17 protein-coding genes and 1 pseudogene are annotated in these 15,882 nt (G+C 69.8%); 8 read left to right on the forward strand and 10 right to left on the reverse strand.

The features are described 5' to 3' along the window. Window positions 1-18: 18 nt before the first annotated feature. From ACWGDE_RS02660 to ACWGDE_RS02680, 5 genes are all read left to right on the forward strand, one after another. Window positions 19-1,443, forward strand: a complete 1,425-nt coding sequence (locus tag ACWGDE_RS02660) for an FtsW/RodA/SpoVE family cell cycle protein (RefSeq protein ID WP_453387136.1) — start codon at window positions 19-21, stop codon at window positions 1,441-1,443. Next, entirely contained in the window at window positions 1,440-2,906 is a 1,467-nt protein-coding gene (locus ACWGDE_RS02665) for a peptidoglycan D,D-transpeptidase FtsI family protein (RefSeq protein ID WP_453387137.1), read from the forward strand. The genes ACWGDE_RS02660 and ACWGDE_RS02665 overlap by 4 nt, the downstream gene beginning before the upstream one ends. A gap of 215 nt (window positions 2,907-3,121) precedes the next feature. Further along, the gene (pknB, locus tag ACWGDE_RS02670) at window positions 3,122-5,137 is read left to right on the forward strand and encodes a Stk1 family PASTA domain-containing Ser/Thr kinase (RefSeq protein WP_453387138.1); all 2,016 of its coding nucleotides are present in this window, start codon (window positions 3,122-3,124) and stop codon (window positions 5,135-5,137) included. Between the two features lie 82 nt (window positions 5,138-5,219). Further along, the gene (locus ACWGDE_RS02675) at window positions 5,220-5,645 is read left to right on the forward strand and encodes a hypothetical protein (RefSeq protein ID WP_453387139.1); all 426 of its coding nucleotides are present in this window, start codon (window positions 5,220-5,222) and stop codon (window positions 5,643-5,645) included. After that, entirely contained in the window at window positions 5,642-6,049 is a 408-nt protein-coding gene (locus tag ACWGDE_RS02680) for a restriction endonuclease (RefSeq protein WP_453387140.1), read from the forward strand. The genes ACWGDE_RS02675 and ACWGDE_RS02680 overlap by 4 nt, the downstream gene beginning before the upstream one ends. A 56-nt stretch (window positions 6,050-6,105) precedes the next feature. On the opposite strand, the gene ACWGDE_RS02685 is transcribed toward ACWGDE_RS02680, so the two are convergent. The 6 genes and pseudogenes from ACWGDE_RS02685 to ACWGDE_RS02710 all read right to left on the reverse strand — a co-directional run bounded on the left by ACWGDE_RS02685 (window position 6,106) and on the right by ACWGDE_RS02710 (window position 10,082). Continuing rightward, a complete protein-coding gene (locus tag ACWGDE_RS02685; RefSeq protein ID WP_453387141.1) occupies window positions 6,106-6,822 on the reverse strand; it encodes a class E sortase in 717 nt (238 codons plus the stop codon). Window positions 6,823-6,832: 10 nt separating this feature from the next. Then, a pseudogene (locus tag ACWGDE_RS02690) lies at window positions 6,833-7,705 on the reverse strand (class E sortase); the annotation flags it as partial. Beyond that, entirely contained in the window at window positions 7,678-8,316 is a 639-nt protein-coding gene (locus tag ACWGDE_RS02695) for an aminodeoxychorismate/anthranilate synthase component II (protein WP_453387142.1), read from the reverse strand. The gene ACWGDE_RS02695 and the pseudogene ACWGDE_RS02690, both read right to left, overlap by 28 nt. Then, entirely contained in the window at window positions 8,313-8,513 is a 201-nt protein-coding gene (locus ACWGDE_RS02700) for a hypothetical protein (protein ID WP_254382427.1), read from the reverse strand. Before ACWGDE_RS02700 ends, ACWGDE_RS02695 begins: the two co-directional genes overlap by 4 nt. A gap of 65 nt (window positions 8,514-8,578) precedes the next feature. After that, the gene (locus tag ACWGDE_RS02705) at window positions 8,579-9,337 is read right to left on the reverse strand and encodes a class E sortase (RefSeq protein WP_453387143.1); all 759 of its coding nucleotides are present in this window, start codon (window positions 9,335-9,337) and stop codon (window positions 8,579-8,581) included. After that, window positions 9,306-10,082, reverse strand: a complete 777-nt coding sequence (locus tag ACWGDE_RS02710) for a DUF881 domain-containing protein (RefSeq protein ID WP_453387144.1) — start codon at window positions 10,080-10,082, stop codon at window positions 9,306-9,308. The genes ACWGDE_RS02705 and ACWGDE_RS02710 overlap by 32 nt, the downstream gene beginning before the upstream one ends. A 91-nt stretch (window positions 10,083-10,173) precedes the next feature. Here ACWGDE_RS02710 and crgA point away from each other — a divergent pair, with 91 nt between their 5' ends. Then, window positions 10,174-10,428 (forward strand): cell division protein CrgA, encoded by a 255-nt coding sequence (gene crgA / locus ACWGDE_RS02715; RefSeq protein ID WP_453387145.1) that lies wholly within the window; start codon window positions 10,174-10,176, stop codon window positions 10,426-10,428. A gap of 103 nt (window positions 10,429-10,531) precedes the next feature. On the opposite strand, the gene ACWGDE_RS02720 is transcribed toward crgA, so the two are convergent. Beyond that, entirely contained in the window at window positions 10,532-11,467 is a 936-nt protein-coding gene (locus ACWGDE_RS02720) for a rhomboid family intramembrane serine protease (RefSeq protein WP_453387146.1), read from the reverse strand. Between the two features lie 161 nt (window positions 11,468-11,628). Continuing rightward, window positions 11,629-12,156, reverse strand: coding sequence for a peptidylprolyl isomerase (locus ACWGDE_RS02725; protein ID WP_453387153.1), 528 nt, complete (start codon window positions 12,154-12,156; stop codon window positions 11,629-11,631). A 174-nt stretch (window positions 12,157-12,330) separates the two neighbouring features. Between ACWGDE_RS02725 and ACWGDE_RS02730 the strand changes: the two genes are divergently transcribed. Beyond that, a complete protein-coding gene (locus ACWGDE_RS02730) occupies window positions 12,331-13,095 on the forward strand; it encodes a DUF5324 family protein (protein ID WP_453387147.1) in 765 nt (254 codons plus the stop codon). A gap of 118 nt (window positions 13,096-13,213) precedes the next feature. Here the strand turns inward: ACWGDE_RS02730 and ACWGDE_RS02735 are convergent, their stop codons facing one another. Further along, window positions 13,214-13,693 (reverse strand): LysM peptidoglycan-binding domain-containing protein, encoded by a 480-nt coding sequence (locus tag ACWGDE_RS02735; protein ID WP_453387148.1) that lies wholly within the window; start codon window positions 13,691-13,693, stop codon window positions 13,214-13,216. A 124-nt stretch (window positions 13,694-13,817) separates the two neighbouring features. Beyond that, entirely contained in the window at window positions 13,818-14,297 is a 480-nt protein-coding gene (locus ACWGDE_RS02740) for a MarR family winged helix-turn-helix transcriptional regulator (protein ID WP_453387149.1), read from the reverse strand. A 102-nt stretch (window positions 14,298-14,399) separates the two neighbouring features. On the opposite strand from ACWGDE_RS02740, the gene ACWGDE_RS02745 reads away from it, so the two are divergent. Beyond that, the gene (locus ACWGDE_RS02745; protein ID WP_453387150.1) at window positions 14,400-15,848 is read left to right on the forward strand and encodes an MFS transporter; all 1,449 of its coding nucleotides are present in this window, start codon (window positions 14,400-14,402) and stop codon (window positions 15,846-15,848) included. The last annotated feature ends 34 nt before the right edge of the window (window positions 15,849-15,882 follow it).

Consider the following 15,882-nt stretch of genomic DNA (forward strand, 5'->3'; position numbering starts at 1 on the left):
CAGGGGGCCTGCCACACCATGAGCGTTGTCACCAACACGACCACCATCGGCGCCATCGAGCTGCCGAGCCGGCGGAACACCGAGCTCCTGCTGCTCGCCTTCGCCGTGGTCATCCCGATCTTCGCGTACGCCAACGCGGGCCTGTCGATCCACGGGAAGCTGCCCCCGGGCATGCTCACCTACGGGCTCGGCCTCGGCGTGCTGGCGGGCATCGCGCACCTCGTCGTACGCCGTTACGCCAAGTACGCCGACCCGCTGCTGCTGCCGATCGCCACGCTGCTCAACGGGCTCGGCCTGGTGCTGATCTGGCGCCTCGACCAGTCCACGCGGCTGCAGAACACGGCCAAGCGGATCTACGGGGCGTTCTCCGAGTCCGCGCCCCGGCAGATGCTGTACACGGCGCTGGCCATCGCCCTGTTCGCCACGGTGCTGCTGGTCCTCAAGGACCACCGCGTGCTCCAGCGGTTCACGTACATCTCGATGGCCGCCTCGCTGGTGCTGCTGATCCTGCCGGTCGTCCCGGGTCTGGGCGCGGACGTCTTCGGCGCCAAGATCTGGATCAGCGTCGGCGGATTCTCCATCCAGCCCGGTGAGTTCGCGAAGATCGTCATCGCCGTGTTCTTCGCCGGCTACCTGATGGTCAAGCGCGACGCCCTGGCCCTGGCCAGCCGCCGCTTCATGGGCCTCTACCTGCCGCGCGGCCGCGACCTCGGCCCGATCCTGATGATCTGGGCGATGAGCCTGCTCGTCCTCGTCTTCGAGAACGACCTCGGCACCTCGCTGCTCTTCTTCGGCATGTTCGTGATCATGCTGTACGTCGCCACCGAGCGCACCAGCTGGATCGTGATCGGCCTGCTCATGAGCGTGGGCGGCGCGGCCGTCGTCGGCGCCACCGCGAGCCACGTCAAGGTCCGCGTCACCGCCTGGCTCGACCCCTTCGCCTGCTACTACAAGTCGGGCGCCTGCGAGCAGGTCGGCCAGTCGATCATGAGCTTCGGCTCCGGCGGGGTCCTCGGCACCGGCTGGGGACAGGGCAACTCCGACCTCATCGGGTTCGCCGCCAACTCCGACTTCATCTTCTCCACCGTCGGCGAGGAGCTCGGGCTCGCCGGGGTCATGGCCTTCCTCCTGCTCTACGGCCTGATCATCGAGCGGGGCGTGCGCACCGCCCTCGCCGCCCGCGACCCGTTCGGCAAGCTCTTCGCGATCGGCCTCTCGGGCGCCTTCGCGCTCCAGGTCTTCGTCGTCGCCGGCGGAGTCATGGGCCTCATCCCCCTCACCGGCATGACCATGCCCTTCCTCGCGTCCGGCGGCTCGTCCGTCCTCGCGAACTGGATCCTCATCGCCATCCTCATCCGGATCAGCGACACCGCACGCCGCCCTGCCCCGGCCCCGGCACCGTCCCCCGACTCCGAGATGACCCAGGTGGTCCGTCCGTCATGAACAAGCCCCTGCGCCGCATCTCGATCTTCTGCGGGCTGCTCGTCCTGGCACTGCTCGTGCGGACCAACTGGCTCCAGTACGTCAAGGCCGAGGAGCTGAGCACCCGCAAGGAGAACCGCCGGGTCCAGATCGCCCAGTACGCCACCGAACGCGGCAACATCATCGTCGAGGGCAACCCGATCACCGGCTCCGCCGTCACCGACGGCAGCGACTACAAGTACAAGCGCACCTACCTCGACGGCCCGCTGTGGTCCCCGGTGACCGGCTACGCCTCGCAGGCCTTCGGCTCCACGCAGCTGGAGTCCCTCGAGGACCAGATCCTGACCGGCAACGACGACCGGCTGTTCTTCGACCGCACCGTGGGCATGTTCACCGGCGAGAAGAAGCAGGGCGGCAACGTCGTCACGACGCTCAACGCCGCCGCGCAGAAGGCCGCGTTCGACAAGCTCGGCGACAAGAAGGGCGCCGTCGCGGCGATCGACCCGCGCACCGGCGCGATCCTCGCCCTGGTCAGCACCCCCTCGTACGACCCGTCCGTCTTCGCCGGCAACTCCAAGACCGACGAGAAGAACTGGGTCGAGCTCAAGGACAGCGAGGACAAGAAGCTGGTCAACCGCGCCCTGCGCGAGACCTACCCGCCCGGCTCCACCTTCAAGGTGGTCACCGCGGCCGCGGCCCTGGAGCACGGTGTCGTCACCGACATCAACGCGCCGACCGACACCCCCGAGCCGTACATCCTGCCGGGCACCAAGACGCCGATGGTCAACCACGCCAGCGGCTGCGAGAAGGCCAGCCTCAACGAGGCCCTGCGCGTCTCCTGCAACTCCGTGTTCGCCAACATGGGCGACAAGGTGACGCGGGACAACATGGTCAAGACCGCGGAGAAGTTCGGCTTCAACAACACCAAGATCGACGTCCCGGTCCGCGCGTTCGCCAGCGTCTACGACAAGACGATGGGCAAGGACGGCAACGCCCAGAGCGCCATCGGCCAGTTCAACACCGCGGCCACCCCGCTGCAGATGGCCATGGTCACCGCCGCGATCGCCAACGACGGCAAGCTGATGAAGCCGTACATGGTCGACCAGCTGACCGCGCCCAACCTCGACGTCATCGAGAAGCACGAGCCGCAGGAAATGAGCCGGCCCCTCTCCGCGGACAACGCGAAGAAGGTCCAGGAGATGATGGTCAACGTCGTCGAGAAGGGCACCGGCGGCAACGCGAAGATCAAGGGCACCACCGTCGGCGGCAAGACCGGCACCGCCCAGCACGGCGAGGGCAACAAGAAGCGCCCGTACGCCTGGTTCATCTCCTACGCCGAGAACCCCGACGGCAGCTCGCCCATCGCCGTCGCCGTCGTCATCGAGGACAGCGACGCGAGCCGCGAGGACATCTCCGGCGGCGGTCTGGCCGCACCCGTTGCCAAGGCCGTCATGGAGGCCGTATTGAAGAGCAACAAGGGGTGACGGGAGAGGCCGTGCACCACAAGAGAGCCGCAAGGGGCATACAGGTGTGATTCAGGTCACCTATTGGGACCGGATCCGTGCGTACGGTACCGGTCCGGTATCAGCCTGTGGTCACGAACCGATCACCGACGATCGGCCGGTAGCCTTTGCGCGAACAGCACACCGCCGGACCACACACGGGTGCGGTCGGGACTGACGGAGAGGGCTGCAACGTTATGGAAGAGCCGCGTCGCCTCGGCGGCCGGTACGAGCTGAGCCACGTGCTCGGCCGCGGTGGCATGGCCGAGGTCTACCTCGCCCACGACACCCGGCTCGGCCGTACCGTCGCCGTCAAGACCCTGCGCGCCGATCTCGCCCGCGACCCGTCCTTCCAGGCCCGGTTCCGTCGCGAGGCCCAGTCGGCCGCGTCGCTCAACCACCCGGCGATCGTCGCCGTGTACGACACCGGCGAGGACTACGTCGACAACATCTCCATCCCGTACATCGTGATGGAGTACGTCGACGGCTCGACCCTGCGCGAGCTGCTGCACTCGGGCCGCAAGCTGCTGCCGGAGCGCACCCTGGAGATGTGCATCGGCATCCTCCAGGCGCTCGAGTACTCGCACCGCGCCGGCATCGTGCACCGCGACATCAAGCCCGCCAACGTCATGCTGACCCGCTCGGGCCAGGTCAAGGTCATGGACTTCGGCATCGCCCGCGCCATGGGCGACTCCGGCATGACCATGACGCAGACCGCGGCCGTCATCGGCACCGCCCAGTACCTCTCACCGGAGCAGGCCAAGGGCGAGCAGGTCGACGCGCGGTCCGACCTCTACTCGGCCGGCTGCCTCCTGTACGAGCTCCTCAGCGTCCGGCCGCCCTTCATCGGGGACTCGCCGGTCGCCGTCGCCTACCAGCACGTACGGGAAGAGCCTCAGCCCCCGTCGAACTTCGACCCCGAGATCACGCCCGAGATGGACGCGATCGTGTTGAAGGCGCTGGTCAAGGACCCCGACTACCGCTACCAGTCGGCCGACGAGATGCGCGCCGACATCGAGGCCTGCCTCGACGGCCAGCCCGTCGCCGCCACCGCGGCCATGGGCGCGGCCGGCTACGGCTACCCCCACGACCAGGGCGGCTACGGGCACCAGGGCTACGACCAGCCCACCACCGCCCTGCGCACCGCCGACCCGGGCCAGACCTCCATGCTCCCGCCGATGCCCCCGGGCGACGCGGGCTACGGGTACGGGGACCAGGGCGGCTACGACCAGGGCGGCCACGGCCGCCGTCCGCAGAAGAAGAGCAAGGCCTCGACGATCCTGCTGGTGACCGCCGGCATCCTCGTCCTGGTCGGCGCGATCCTCATCGGACGCTCCCTCTTCAGCGGCGGCGCCGACAACCGGCCCGTGGTGCCCAAGCTGATCGGCGAGACCTTCGAGCAGGCGCAGAAGAGCGCCGACAACCTCGGCCTCGCCGTGACGAAGGACGGCGAGATGCCGTGCGACGCCGCCCCCAAGGGCAGCGTCTGCGAGCAGAGCCCGGCCGAGGGCACCAAGGTCGACAAGAAGACCGCCATCAAGGTGAAGGTCTCCACCGGCGCGCCCAAGGTCGCCGTTCCGAACGTCGTGAACCTGACGGTCGCGGACGCGGAGAAGGCGCTCACGGAGAAGGGCTTCCAGGTCGAGAAGAAGCCGGTCGAGTCCGACCGGTCCCCCGGCATCATCCTCGACCAGACCCCGAAGGGCGGCGAGGCCGAGAAGGGCTCGACCGTCGTCCTCCAGGTGGCCAAGGAACAGTCCAAGGCGACCGTCCCGGACCTCCTGGGCAAGAGCCAGGCGGACGCCGCCAAGGCGCTCAAGGACGCGAAGCTGAAGCTCGGCAGCGTCACCGAGGTGGACGCCCCGGGCTCCCCGCCGAAGACGGTGCTCCAGCAGGACCGCGCGGCCGGCGACTCGGTCGACGTGGGCACGGTGGTCAACATCTCCGTGGCCAAGGCGGTCCAGCAGATCCCGATCCCGAACCTGGCCGGCAAGACGGTCAACCAGGCGCGGGCGGAGCTGGCCTCCAAGGGCCTGGTCTTCGGTTCCGTGCTGTCCGGCCCGAACGAGGGCAAGGCGATCGTCCTGACCTCGGACCCGGCCGTCGGCCAGATGGTCCCGGCGGGCACGGTGGTCAACGTGAACACCCTCGCGGGCCAGGGCGGCAACAACAACGGCGGCGGCGGCTTCTTCGGAGGCCTCACGGGCAACTGACGGCCCCGCCCGACCGCGTCCAAAGGGTCCGGCCCCTCTCCACGAGAGGGGCCGGACCCTTTTGCTGCTGGAGTCCCAGACCTTGCGCACCAGCGTCCTGGAGCGGACGGACGTGCTCGACAAGGTGAAGGCGCTGTCGTTGCTGCCGGACGGGCTGCACGTGACGACGGCGATGGTGGCGGCGTATTTCCAAGTCGGCGAGCGAGCCGTCAACGCCATCATCCAGCGTCACAGGGCCGAGCTTGAGGCGAATGGACTGAGGATCCTGCGCGGGGCCGACCTGCAGGATTTTCTAAGCTGCAACATGCAGCTTAGAAGCTCCGGACGAGGGCTCGCCGTCTACTCCCGACGGGCCGTTCTCAACGTCGGAATGCTCCTGCGCGACAGCGAAGTCGCACGTCAGGTGCGTACGTACCTTCTCGACGCCGAGTACGAGGTCCGCACACGCCCTGTGGACAACTTCATCCACAGCCCCCACTGGGAAGAGCTGGGCGCGGTCAGGACGTGAAGGCCCTCACCGGAGTCATCGGCACCATCGACGCCATGAACTGGCGGGAGTTCCAGCAGCACGTCGCCGGGCTGCTGCGGCGCGACGGGTGCACCGACGTCGAGGTCTACGGCGGGCACGGCGGCGACCGTGGGGTCGACATCAGCGCCCGGACCGCCGACGGGCGGGTGGTCGCCGTGCAGTGCAAGAACTTCGCGCCGTTCCGCCACGTGCTCAGCGGTGAGATGCAGAAGTTCCTCGGTGCCGCCCAGGTGCTGCGGCGGGCCGACGTGGGGCTCTACGTGGCCACCTGCGGGTTTACCCGGGAATCACTGGCCATCGCTGCTCAAGGGGGCGTCACGGCCGTTCACAGGGGGCTTCTGGAGGCTTGGAGCGCCGGGGTGCGGCTTCAGGTGCTGCGCTGATTTCGAGAGTGACAGTTGGTCACTCTCGACGCCGGCTTATCCACAGCCCCGAACCGTCAGCGGAGCTCTGCCGGAGGGGTGCGGTCCTTGTCGACCTTTTCCGTGCGGACCAGTTCGCCCCAGACGATGTAGCGGTACTTCGAGGTGTAGACCGGGGTGCAGGTCGTCAGGGTGATGTAGCGGCCCGGGGCCGTTTTGCCCGATTCCTTGGGGACCGGGCTGATCGCGTCCACGTTGTAGCGCGAGGTCTGCTTCAGATCGGCGAAGACCTTGTACACGTACCAGGTGTCGCGGGTCTCGAAGACGACCGCGTCGCCCTTGTTGACCTTGTCGATGTTGTGGAACTTGGCGCCGTGGCCGTCGCGGTGCGCGGCCAGGGTGAAGTTGCCCGTCGCGTCCCACGGCAGCGCCGACTTGATCGGGTCCGTGTAGTAGCCGGCGACGCCCTCGTTGATGACGTCGGACTGGGTGCCCTTCTTGACGAGCACCTCGCCGTTCTTCATCGCCGGCACGTGCAGGAACCCGATGCCGCCCTGGGTGTCCAGCGCACCCGGCTCGGCGGGCGCAGACGGGGTCGGTCCCGGCTGGTCCCACTGCTCGCGGATCGCGTCGCCGCGCGCCGAGGCGTCCCGGTCCGCCAGGACGTTCGTCCACCACAGGGAGTACGCCACGAACAGGCCGAGCACCAGGCCCACCGTGATCAGGAGCTCGCCCAGCAGGCTCAGGAACCCCGCGAGGACGCTGCGGTTGCGGGGCGGTGCGGCACGTGACACTGCGGATCCTCTACGGGCTGGCCAGCTCGGGCGGAGCGCCCTGGCTGCGGGGGCGTTCACCGGTCATCCTGCCCCATACGATCAACCGATAGGTGCTGGTGAACTCAGGGGTGCAGGTGGTCAGCGTGATGTACCGGCCCGCGGATGTGAAGCCGGAACCCTCGGGTACGGGTTTGAGCACCGAGACGTTCTTCGTCGAGGTCTGCGCCAGCTGCGAGGTCATCTCGTACGTGTAGTACGTGTCCCGCGTCTCGACCACGATCTTGTCCCCCGGCACCAGCCGGTTGATGTAGCGGAACGGTTCGCCGTGGGTGTTGCGGTGCCCCGCCAGCCCGAAGTTGCCCTGGGCGTCGGACGGCATCGCCGACTTCACCGAGTTCTCGCCGCCGTCGTAGTGCCCGACGAGTCCCTTGTCGAGCACCTTCGGCTTGCTGATGCCCTCGGCCACCGGCACCTTCACGTCCAGCTTGGGGATGTGGAGGATCGCGAAGCCCTGCCCCGGCTCGAAGGCCGACACGGGCGGCGCGGCCGCCCCGGACGTTCCCTCGGTGCCGTCGCCGCCGCGCTGCCAGTTCTGCTGGAGCGAGCCGGCGGCGTCATGGGCCGTCCGGTCCGCCAGGAAGTTCGTGTACCAGATCTGGTAGACGACGAAGAGCAGCATCACCAGGCCCAGCGTGATGAACAGTTCCCCGCCGAACCGGCAGGCGACCACCAGCGGGCCGCCCGAGGCGGGCCGCCTGCGCCGGCGGCCCCGTCCCCGGGTGCCCGTACGCGTACGGGCGCGCTTGGCGGCCTGTTGCGCCGCCCTGCGCCGCGCGGCCCGGCCCTCCGAGGGCGCGGACGGCGCGAGGGACGTCACGCGACGGCCTTGCCCACCACCGGGGCCAGCCCCACCGAGCGCTCCACGGCGCCCGCGTCACCGCAGCGCACCAGCCAGTTCGCGAGCATCCGGTGGCCCCATTCGGTCAGCACGGACTCGGGGTGGAACTGCACTCCCTCGACGTCGTGCTCCCGGTGGCGCAGGCCCATGATGATCCCGTCCTCGGTCCGCGCCGTGACCTCCAGGGAGTCCGGGAGGGTCAGCGGCTCGGCGGCGAGGGAGTGGTAGCGGGTCGCGGTGAAGGGCGACGGCAGTCCCGCGAAGACACCGAGGCCCTCGTGCAGCACCGGCGAGGTCTTGCCGTGCAGGAGCTCGGGGGCGCGGCCGACGACCCCGCCGTAGGCGACGGCCATCGACTGCATGCCCAGGCAGACGCCGAAGACCGGTACGCCCGTGTCCGCGCAGTGGCGGACCATGTCCACGCAGACGCCCGCCTCTTCCGGGGTGCCCGGGCCGGGGGACAGCAGGACGCCGTCGAAGCCGTCCTGGGCGTGGGCGAGCTCGACCTCGTCGTTGCGCAGCACCTCGCACTCGGCGCCGAGCTGGTAGAGGTACTGGACCAGGTTGAAGACAAAGCTGTCGTAGTTGTCGACAACCAGAATGCGCGCGCTCACGGAGTGGCTCCCGATCCCTCGTCCACCGTCACATCGTTGAACGGAAGCAGCGGCTCGGCCCACGGGAAGACGTACTGGAACAGCACGAACACCACCGCGAGCACCAGCACGAGGGAGATCATCACGCGCACCCACGCGTTGCCCGGCAAATGCCGCCAGATCCAGCCGTACATGCCGCCTGTGTCCTTTTCGTCCACGATCGTTCAATGCACCGCAGGGGCGGTACAGCCACAGCCTAAAGCCAGCCGCCCGGAGCGGAGGGTCACCTTGCCAAACCCTCCGGCCTTCCCTCCGCGACGGTCCGGGTCAAGGTCAGTTCGGCCCAGACGACCAGGCGGTGGCTGTGGCCCCATTCCGGGTCGCAGGTGGTCAGGGTCAGGTAGCGCCCGGGTGCGGTGAAGGGCGAGCGGCTCGGCACCGGGTCCACGACGCCGAACTCGTCGGGCAGTACGCGCAACGCCTCGCGCCGGACGGTGTACGTGTACCAGGTGGTCGCGTCCTTGAGGACGACGGCGTCGCCGGGGCGCAGCTCCGGGATGTCCTTGAAGGGGTCGCCGTAGGTGCGGCGGTGGCCGGCCACCGCGAAGTTCCCGTCGCCGCCGAGCCGGGCCGTGCCGGTGTAGTGGCCGAGGCCCTTCTTCAGCAGGTCCGTGTCCGTGCCCTCCAGGACCGGCTTGTTCCAGTCCGGGCCGAAGCGCGGGATGTACATCTCGGCGAAGGCCTGGTTCGGGGGGTAGCCGGCGGGTGGCGGGACCGCCGTCGGCGCGCCGGCAGCGGGGGCCGGGGTGGCGGAGGGGGCCGGGGCGGGCCCGGCGGCGGCCGCGGGAGCCGCCGCCCAGCGGTCGCGCATCCGAGCCATCTCGCCGTCCATGGCCTGGTCGGCCTTGACCCCGGTCCACAGCAGCACGTACGCGACGAAGAGCACGATCAGGGAGCCCGCGGTCAGGCACACCTCGCTGAACGTCCGTACCAGCAGGCGCAGTACGGCGTCACGGGGCGGCGGACTCCAGCGGCTTCGCATAGTGGAGGTCCACTGTGCCGGAGTAGCCCGGCAGTGTCAGCGCCTTGTGCTCGTCCACTTTCCAGCCGAGCCCGTACGCGTTCACGTACAGCTGGTAGTTCTGCAGCGCCGGGGAGGCGGCGAGGGCCTTCTTCAGCGCGCCCGGGTCCCCGACGGCCGTCACCTTGTACGGGGGCGAGTACACGCGGCCCTGGAGGATCAGGGTGTTGCCCACGCAGCGCACGGCGCTGGTGGAGATCAGCCGCTGGTCCATGACCTGGATGCCCTCGGCCCCGCCCTGCCACAGGGCGTTCACGACGGCCTGGAGGTCCTGCTGGTGGATCACCAGGTCGTTGGGCTGGGGCTCGGGCACGTTGGGGATGCGGGCCGTGGCGTTGGGCGGCGCGTCGTTCAGGGTGACCGTGACGGCCTTGCCGCTGATCTCCTCGGTGCCCGAGGCGGCGCGCAGCGCGGCCAGCTTCGCGTCCTGGGCCTTGGTGCTGCCGTCGTCGCGTTCGGCGAGGGCGTCGACCTGGCCGCGCACGGTCGCGGTGCTCTTCTCCAGGTCCTGGTTGTTCTGGCTGCGCTCGTGGATCAGGTCCGTCAGCTTCAGGAGCGAGGCATCCGTGCGGATGTTCGTACCCTTGGAGGTGTTGAAGCTGGTGACGAAGATCAAGCCGGCCAGGGCGAAAACGGCGGCCGTGAGCAGCCGGACCGGTCTGGCACGGCGACGGGGACCCGCGGAGGAGTCGTCGGAATTGCTCAACGTACCCTTCTCCTTCAACGCCACAGGTCCACTACGCTAACGGACGCCCGGGGCAGGCAAGGTCCCCAGCCCATCGACAGGAGAGCCCCTCGTGCCGAAGTCACGTATCCGCAAGAAGGACGACTACACCCCGCCGCCCACGCGGACGCCACAGGCGATCAAGCTGACGAACCGCAGTTGGGTCGCGCCGGTCATGCTGGCGTTCTTCCTGGTCGGCCTGGCGTGGATTGTCGTCTTTTATCTGTCCGAGACCCAGCTTCCGATCGAAGCTCTCGGAAATTGGAACATTGTGGTCGGTTTCGGCTTCATCGCCGCGGGATTCGGTGTCTCCACGCAGTGGAAGTAGCCCTGCGCAAGCTCTCCCCATGAGTTATCCACAGCGTCATCCACACCTGAGGAAAAGACAGAAGATCTGTGGATAACTCTGTGGAGAGTTGACGCCGGTGTGATCAGGTGAGTGCGGAAAGCTCGGCCGTCCGGACCGCGATCACGGCCGCGGCCAGCAGGAACACCGCCACGCAGGTGCCCCACTGGATCAGTGTGCGATTCCGGCGATTCCGGCGATTCCGGGCGTCGTTTCCCGCTCCCGCGGCCGCACCGCCGGATTTCACCGGCCACAGCAGACCGAGAGCGAGCAGCGCTCCCGTGACCAGGCCGCCGATGTGGGCCTGCCAGGACACGTTGAGGCTGCCGCCGAACGGTACGAAGGTCAGCACCAGCATGAACACCACCACGGTGATCAGCGGGCGCATCTCGTAGCGCATCCGGCGGGCCAGCACCACGGTGGCGCCGAGCAGGCCGAAGACGGCCCCCGAGGCGCCGAGGGTGGCCACGTTCGGCGGGGTCAGCAGGTAGACCAGGGCGCTGCCGCCCAGGGCCGACACCAGGTACACGGTGAGGTAGCGGGCCCGGCCCAGGGCCTGCTCCAGCGGTCCGCCGATGAACCACAGGCCGAACATGTTGCCGATGATGTGCCACCACTCGACGTGCAGGAACGCCGAGGTGAGCAGCCGGTGGTACTCGCCGGTGGAGACGCCTTCGAGCGGCCCGCCCACCTGCTCGCGGTAGCGGCCGAGGAGCTCCAGCTGGATCGCCAGCTCGGGAAAGACCTGGCCCGCGAGGAACACCGCCGCGTTGATCCCGATCAGGATCTTGGTGACCAGGTACGGATCCGCGGCGACCACCCCGCCCGCGACGGTGCGCGGGGCGTTGGCGGCGGGCCCGTGGCCGGTGCCCGAGCCGTCGCGGACGCATTCGGGGCACTGGAAGCCGACCGAGGCGCTGATCATGCAGTCGGTGCAGATCGGCCGTTCACAGCGCGTGCAGCTGATGCCGGTCTCGCGGTCCGGGTGGCGGTAGCAGCCCGGAAGACGGTCGGTGTCCATCGGTCCCCTCGGTCGGCGGCGAGGCGGCGGGGCGGTGAGCCGTGGGGCCGCCGCGCCCGTCCGGTACGTATCGAGGACGGACGGGCGGGGGCGAAAGGTTCCCGTGCGCCGGGCGGGCCGGCGCGGGGAGCGACCCGGCGCCCGCGATGCTTCCGGTGCTTCTAGCGCTTCTCGACGACCACGGACTGGATGACCACGTCGTCCAGCGGGCGCTCGGTGCGCGGGTTGGTGGCGAGGGCCGCGATGGCCTTCACGATCTTCTGGCTGGCCTCGCTCGTGACCTCGCCGAAGATGGTGTGCTTGCGCGTCAGCCACGCGGTGGGGGCGACGGTGATGAAGAACTGCGAGCCGTTGGTGCCCGGGCCCGCGTTGGCCATCGCGAGCAGGAAGGGCTTGGTGAAGGCCAGGTCGGGGTGGAACTCGTCGGCGAACTGGTAGCCGGGGCCGCCGGTGCCGTTGCCGAGCGGGTCGCCGCCCTGGATCATGAAGCCGCTGATGACGCGGTGGAAGACGGTGCCGTCGTAGAGCGGGTCCGTGGTCTTCTGCCCGTCCGAGGGACGCGTCCATTCGCGGGCGCCGGTGGCGAGTTCCACGAAGTTGCGCACGGTCTTCGGAGCGAAGTTCTCCAACAGCTCGATCTCGATGTCGCCGTGGTTGGTCTTCAGGGTGGCGTAGAGCTTCTCGGCCACGGATCTGCCTTCCATAGTCATCACTGTCGGTTTCAGATCCTCGCACGGAGGGACTCACCGGACAGAAATCGTCCACCCGTATGCCCTGTCGCGCATGCCCGTCGGCGGTATGGGAGGCATGATCCGACAAAGGGTGGAAAGGTGAACTGTGTCCGCCACCGAGGAGGAGGAACCGTGACCCGCAAGGAAAGCGTGCGCCTGGCAGCCGAGAGCGCCAGGGAGAGTTTCCTGCACGCGGCGGAAGTGGTGGCACCGTACGCGGAATCCGCCAAGGACGCCGCGGTGCACTACGCCCATGAAGCCAATGAACGCCTGGCGCCGAAGGTGTCGGCCGCCGCCGACGTCGCCGCGCGGCAGGCGCGCATGACCTACGACAGTCATCTGCATCCCCGGATCAAGGCGGCGCGCACGCACGTGCCGCCGAACGTGGACCGGGCGGCGACGAACGCGGTGAAGCAGTCGCGCCGCGCGATGCGGCAGGCGGCCGACTACACGCAGCCCCGGCTGGAGACCGCGCTCGCGGCGGCGCAGCCGGTGGCCGAGGAACTCTCGTCGCGTTCGACGGCGGCACTGGCGGCGCTGCGCGGCCAGGTGTCGGCCAAGGAGGTGCAGAAGCTCGTACGGCGCAACGAGCGGCGGGCCCGCACGGGCCGGCTGTTCAAGGGAGTCGCGCTGGTCGGCGTACTGGCCGGCGGGGCTTTCGCCGCGTGGAAGTGGTGGGACCAGCAGTCGAACCCGGACTGGCTCGTCGAGCCGCCGGCGGCCACCGAGCTGTCGGCGCGCGACGAGGAGACCCCGGCGAGCTTCGACGAGGAGCTGGCGGCGAAGGAGCGCGACGCGGCGGAATCCGCCGCGGGGCCGCGGTCGGCCCTGGAGGAGGAGGCCGAGGCCGTGGAGGCGCGGATCGACGCGGAGGACGCGAGGCGCAAGCACCGCTGACCCCGCTGACGCCGGCGCCGTCGCCGGCCTCGAGAAGCGGAAGCGAAGAACGGAAGAGAAGAGCGGAAGAGGGGCCCGGATCCTTTGCGGATCCGGGCCCCTCTCGTCGTGTCCGCCCCTAGCCGGGGAGGGTGAGCTGCTGGCCCGGGTGGATCATGTCGGGGTTGGAGCCGATGACGCCCTTGTTCATGGCGTAGAGCTCGCGCCAGCGGCCCTCGTTGCCGAGCTCGCGGCGGGCGATCGCGGAGAGCGAGTCGCCGGGGCGGACGGTGTACATGCGGTGCGCCTTGGGCGCGGGCTTCGGCGCCGCGGGCACCGCCTTGTGCGCGGCCGAGGTCGGGGTCGGGGTGTGCGACATGTGGGGCGTCGCGGGCGGCGCGGCCGGGGGTGCGGGCGCGGGCTTCGGCGCCGCGGCGGCCATGCGCTCGGCCGCCGCCTTGGTGGCCGACGCCGCGTCGGTGTACCTGATGCCGGCGTCGCCGGGCATCGCGGCCGGGGGCGCCGGGGCGTCCGAGGCCTGTTGCTGCACCTGCTCAGCGGCCTTCTCGGCCGCCTTTTCCTTCTTCTTGTCGGACTTCATGAAGTCGAACAGTCCCATGTGCGTACGCCTCCGGCATGGTGGTGCCCCCCTGGGCAGATTGCCTCTTCCCACTCTCTGCCAGAAGGCGTCGGGCGGCCGTGTGACTGGGCCATCCGGGGGATCCGGGCGGCGGCCGGACCCGCTACTGACGGGCGCGGCGGGCCGGGCGCGGGCTCTCCGACGGGGTTTCCAGATCACCCTTGACCAGCAGTTTCAGCCCGTGCAGCAGGGCCGCGCGGTCCTTGTCCCCGAGCGAGGCCAGCGCGTCGGCGTGCACCTGGTCGACGATGCGGGTGCTCCGCTCGGCGACGGCGGCGCCCTTCTCGGTCACGTAGACGACCCGGGCCCGGCGGTCCTTGGTGGACGGCCGCCGCTCGGCCAGTCCGGCCTGCTCCAGTGCGTCGACGGTGACGACCATCGTCGTCTTGTCCATGTCGCCGATCTCGGCGAGCTGGATCTGGGTCCGCTCCTCCTCCAGCGCGTGCACGAGGACGCAGTGCATGCGGGCGGTGAGGCCGATCTCGGAGAGGGCCGCCGCCATCCGCGTGCGCAGGACATGGCTGGTGTGGTCCAGGAGGAAGGAGAGGTCGGGCTCGGTCCGGGTGGGCGCCATGGCAGTCATGTCCCCCAGCCTAACAACTCGATCCGAAATAAATCGTCTGCAACGAAACTATCTGCTACGGTCACACCAGTCGCCGCCGCCGATCACCGACTGGAGAGACAGATGACCGCCGTTTCCGCTCCCGCCCACGCAATACCGGCCCCCACCGTCTCCCGCGGACTGCGGTCCCGCTGGACGGCGCTCGGGGTGCTGTCCACCGGCGTCCTGATGACCGTCCTCGACGGCAGCATCGTCACCGTCGCGATGCCCGCCATCCAGGAGGACCTGGGCTTCACCCCCGCCGGTCTGAGCTGGGTCGTCAACGCCTACCTGATCGCCTTCGGCAGCCTGCTGCTGCTCGCGGGCCGCCTCGGCGACCTGATCGGCCGCAAGCGGATGTTCCTGGCCGGGACCGGGGTCTTCACCGGGGCCTCGCTGCTCGCCGGGTTCGCCGGCTCGCCCGAGGTGCTGATCGCCGCCCGCTTCCTGCAGGGCCTCGGCAGCGCCATGGCCTCGGCCGTCAGCCTCGGCATCCTGATCACCCTGTTCACCGAGCCCCGCGAACGCGCCAAGGCCATCGCCGTCTTCTCCTTCACCGGGGCGGCCGGGGCCTCCCTGGGGCAGGTGCTCGGCGGGGTCCTGACCGACGCCCTCGACTGGCACTGGATCTTCTTCATCAACCTGCCCATCGGACTCGCCGCCCTCGCGCTGGCCCTGCCCGCGCTCCCCGCCGACCAGGGACTCGGCCTGCGGGCCGGAGCCGACGTACTCGGCGCCCTCCTGGTCACCGCCGGTCTGATGCTCGGCATCTACACCGTGATCGAGGTCGAGCACCAGGGCTGGCTCTCGGCGCACACCCTCGGCCTCGGCGCCCTCTCCCTCGCCCTGCTCGCCGGCTTCGCCGTCCGCCAGGCCAAGGCCCGCACCCCGCTCGTCCCGCTGCGGATCTTCCGCTCCCGGAACGTGGTCGGCGCGAACCTGGTCCAGATGCTGATGGTGGCCGCGCTGTTCTCCTTCCAGATCCTGCTCGCCCTCCACCTCCAGAAGGTGCTCGGCTACGGGGCCGCCGAGACCGGCCTCGCGATGCTCCCGGCGGCCGTGGTCATCGGCGGGGTCTCGCTCTTCGCCTCCGCACCGCTCAATGCCCGCTTCGGCGAGCGCCGGGTCCTGCTCGCCGGACTCGCCCTGCTCGTCGCCGCCCTCGGCCTGCTGACCCGGCTCCCCGTCCACGCCGACTACGTCCGCGACCTGCTGCCCGTGATGCTGCTCGCCGCCGGCTTCGGCCTGGCCCTGCCCGCGCTCACCGCGCTCGGCATGTCCGGCGCCGACGAGCGGGACGCGGGCCTCGCCTCGGGCCTGTTCAACACCACCCAGCAGATCGGCATGGCGCTCGGCGTCGCCGTCCTGTCCACCCTGGCCGCCTCCCGCACCGACTCCCTGCTCGACAGCGGATGGAGCCGCGCCGAGGCCCTGACCTCCGGCTACCACCTGGCCTTCGGGATCGGCGCCGGCCTGCTGGCCCTGGCGCTCGCGGTGGCCGCGGCCCTGCTGCGGGCCACCCGTCGCCCGTGAGGGCCCCCGCCCCTCGAAGCGGCGCCGGACAGGC

It is taken from the genome of Streptomyces sp. NPDC054956 (genome assembly GCF_053609185.1).

What these genes read in the sequence shown, in the direction of transcription:
- ACWGDE_RS02705 (WP_453387143.1), bottom strand. Translation starts at nt 9,337, where the DNA reads ATGCGAAGCCGCTGGAGTCCGCCGCCCCGTGACGCCGTACTGCGCCTG.
- ACWGDE_RS02740 (WP_453387149.1), bottom strand. Translation starts at nt 14,297, where the DNA reads ATGACTGCCATGGCGCCCACCCGGACCGAGCCCGACCTCTCCTTCCTC.
- ACWGDE_RS02745 (WP_453387150.1), top strand. Translation starts at nt 14,400, where the DNA reads ATGACCGCCGTTTCCGCTCCCGCCCACGCAATACCGGCCCCCACCGTC.
- ACWGDE_RS02660 (WP_453387136.1), top strand. Translation starts at nt 19, where the DNA reads ATGAGCGTTGTCACCAACACGACCACCATCGGCGCCATCGAGCTGCCG.
- ACWGDE_RS02665 (WP_453387137.1), top strand. Translation starts at nt 1,440, where the DNA reads ATGAACAAGCCCCTGCGCCGCATCTCGATCTTCTGCGGGCTGCTCGTC.
- pknB (WP_453387138.1), top strand. Translation starts at nt 3,122, where the DNA reads ATGGAAGAGCCGCGTCGCCTCGGCGGCCGGTACGAGCTGAGCCACGTG.
- ACWGDE_RS02735 (WP_453387148.1), bottom strand. Translation starts at nt 13,693, where the DNA reads ATGGGACTGTTCGACTTCATGAAGTCCGACAAGAAGAAGGAAAAGGCG.
- ACWGDE_RS02720 (WP_453387146.1), bottom strand. Translation starts at nt 11,467, where the DNA reads ATGGACACCGACCGTCTTCCGGGCTGCTACCGCCACCCGGACCGCGAG.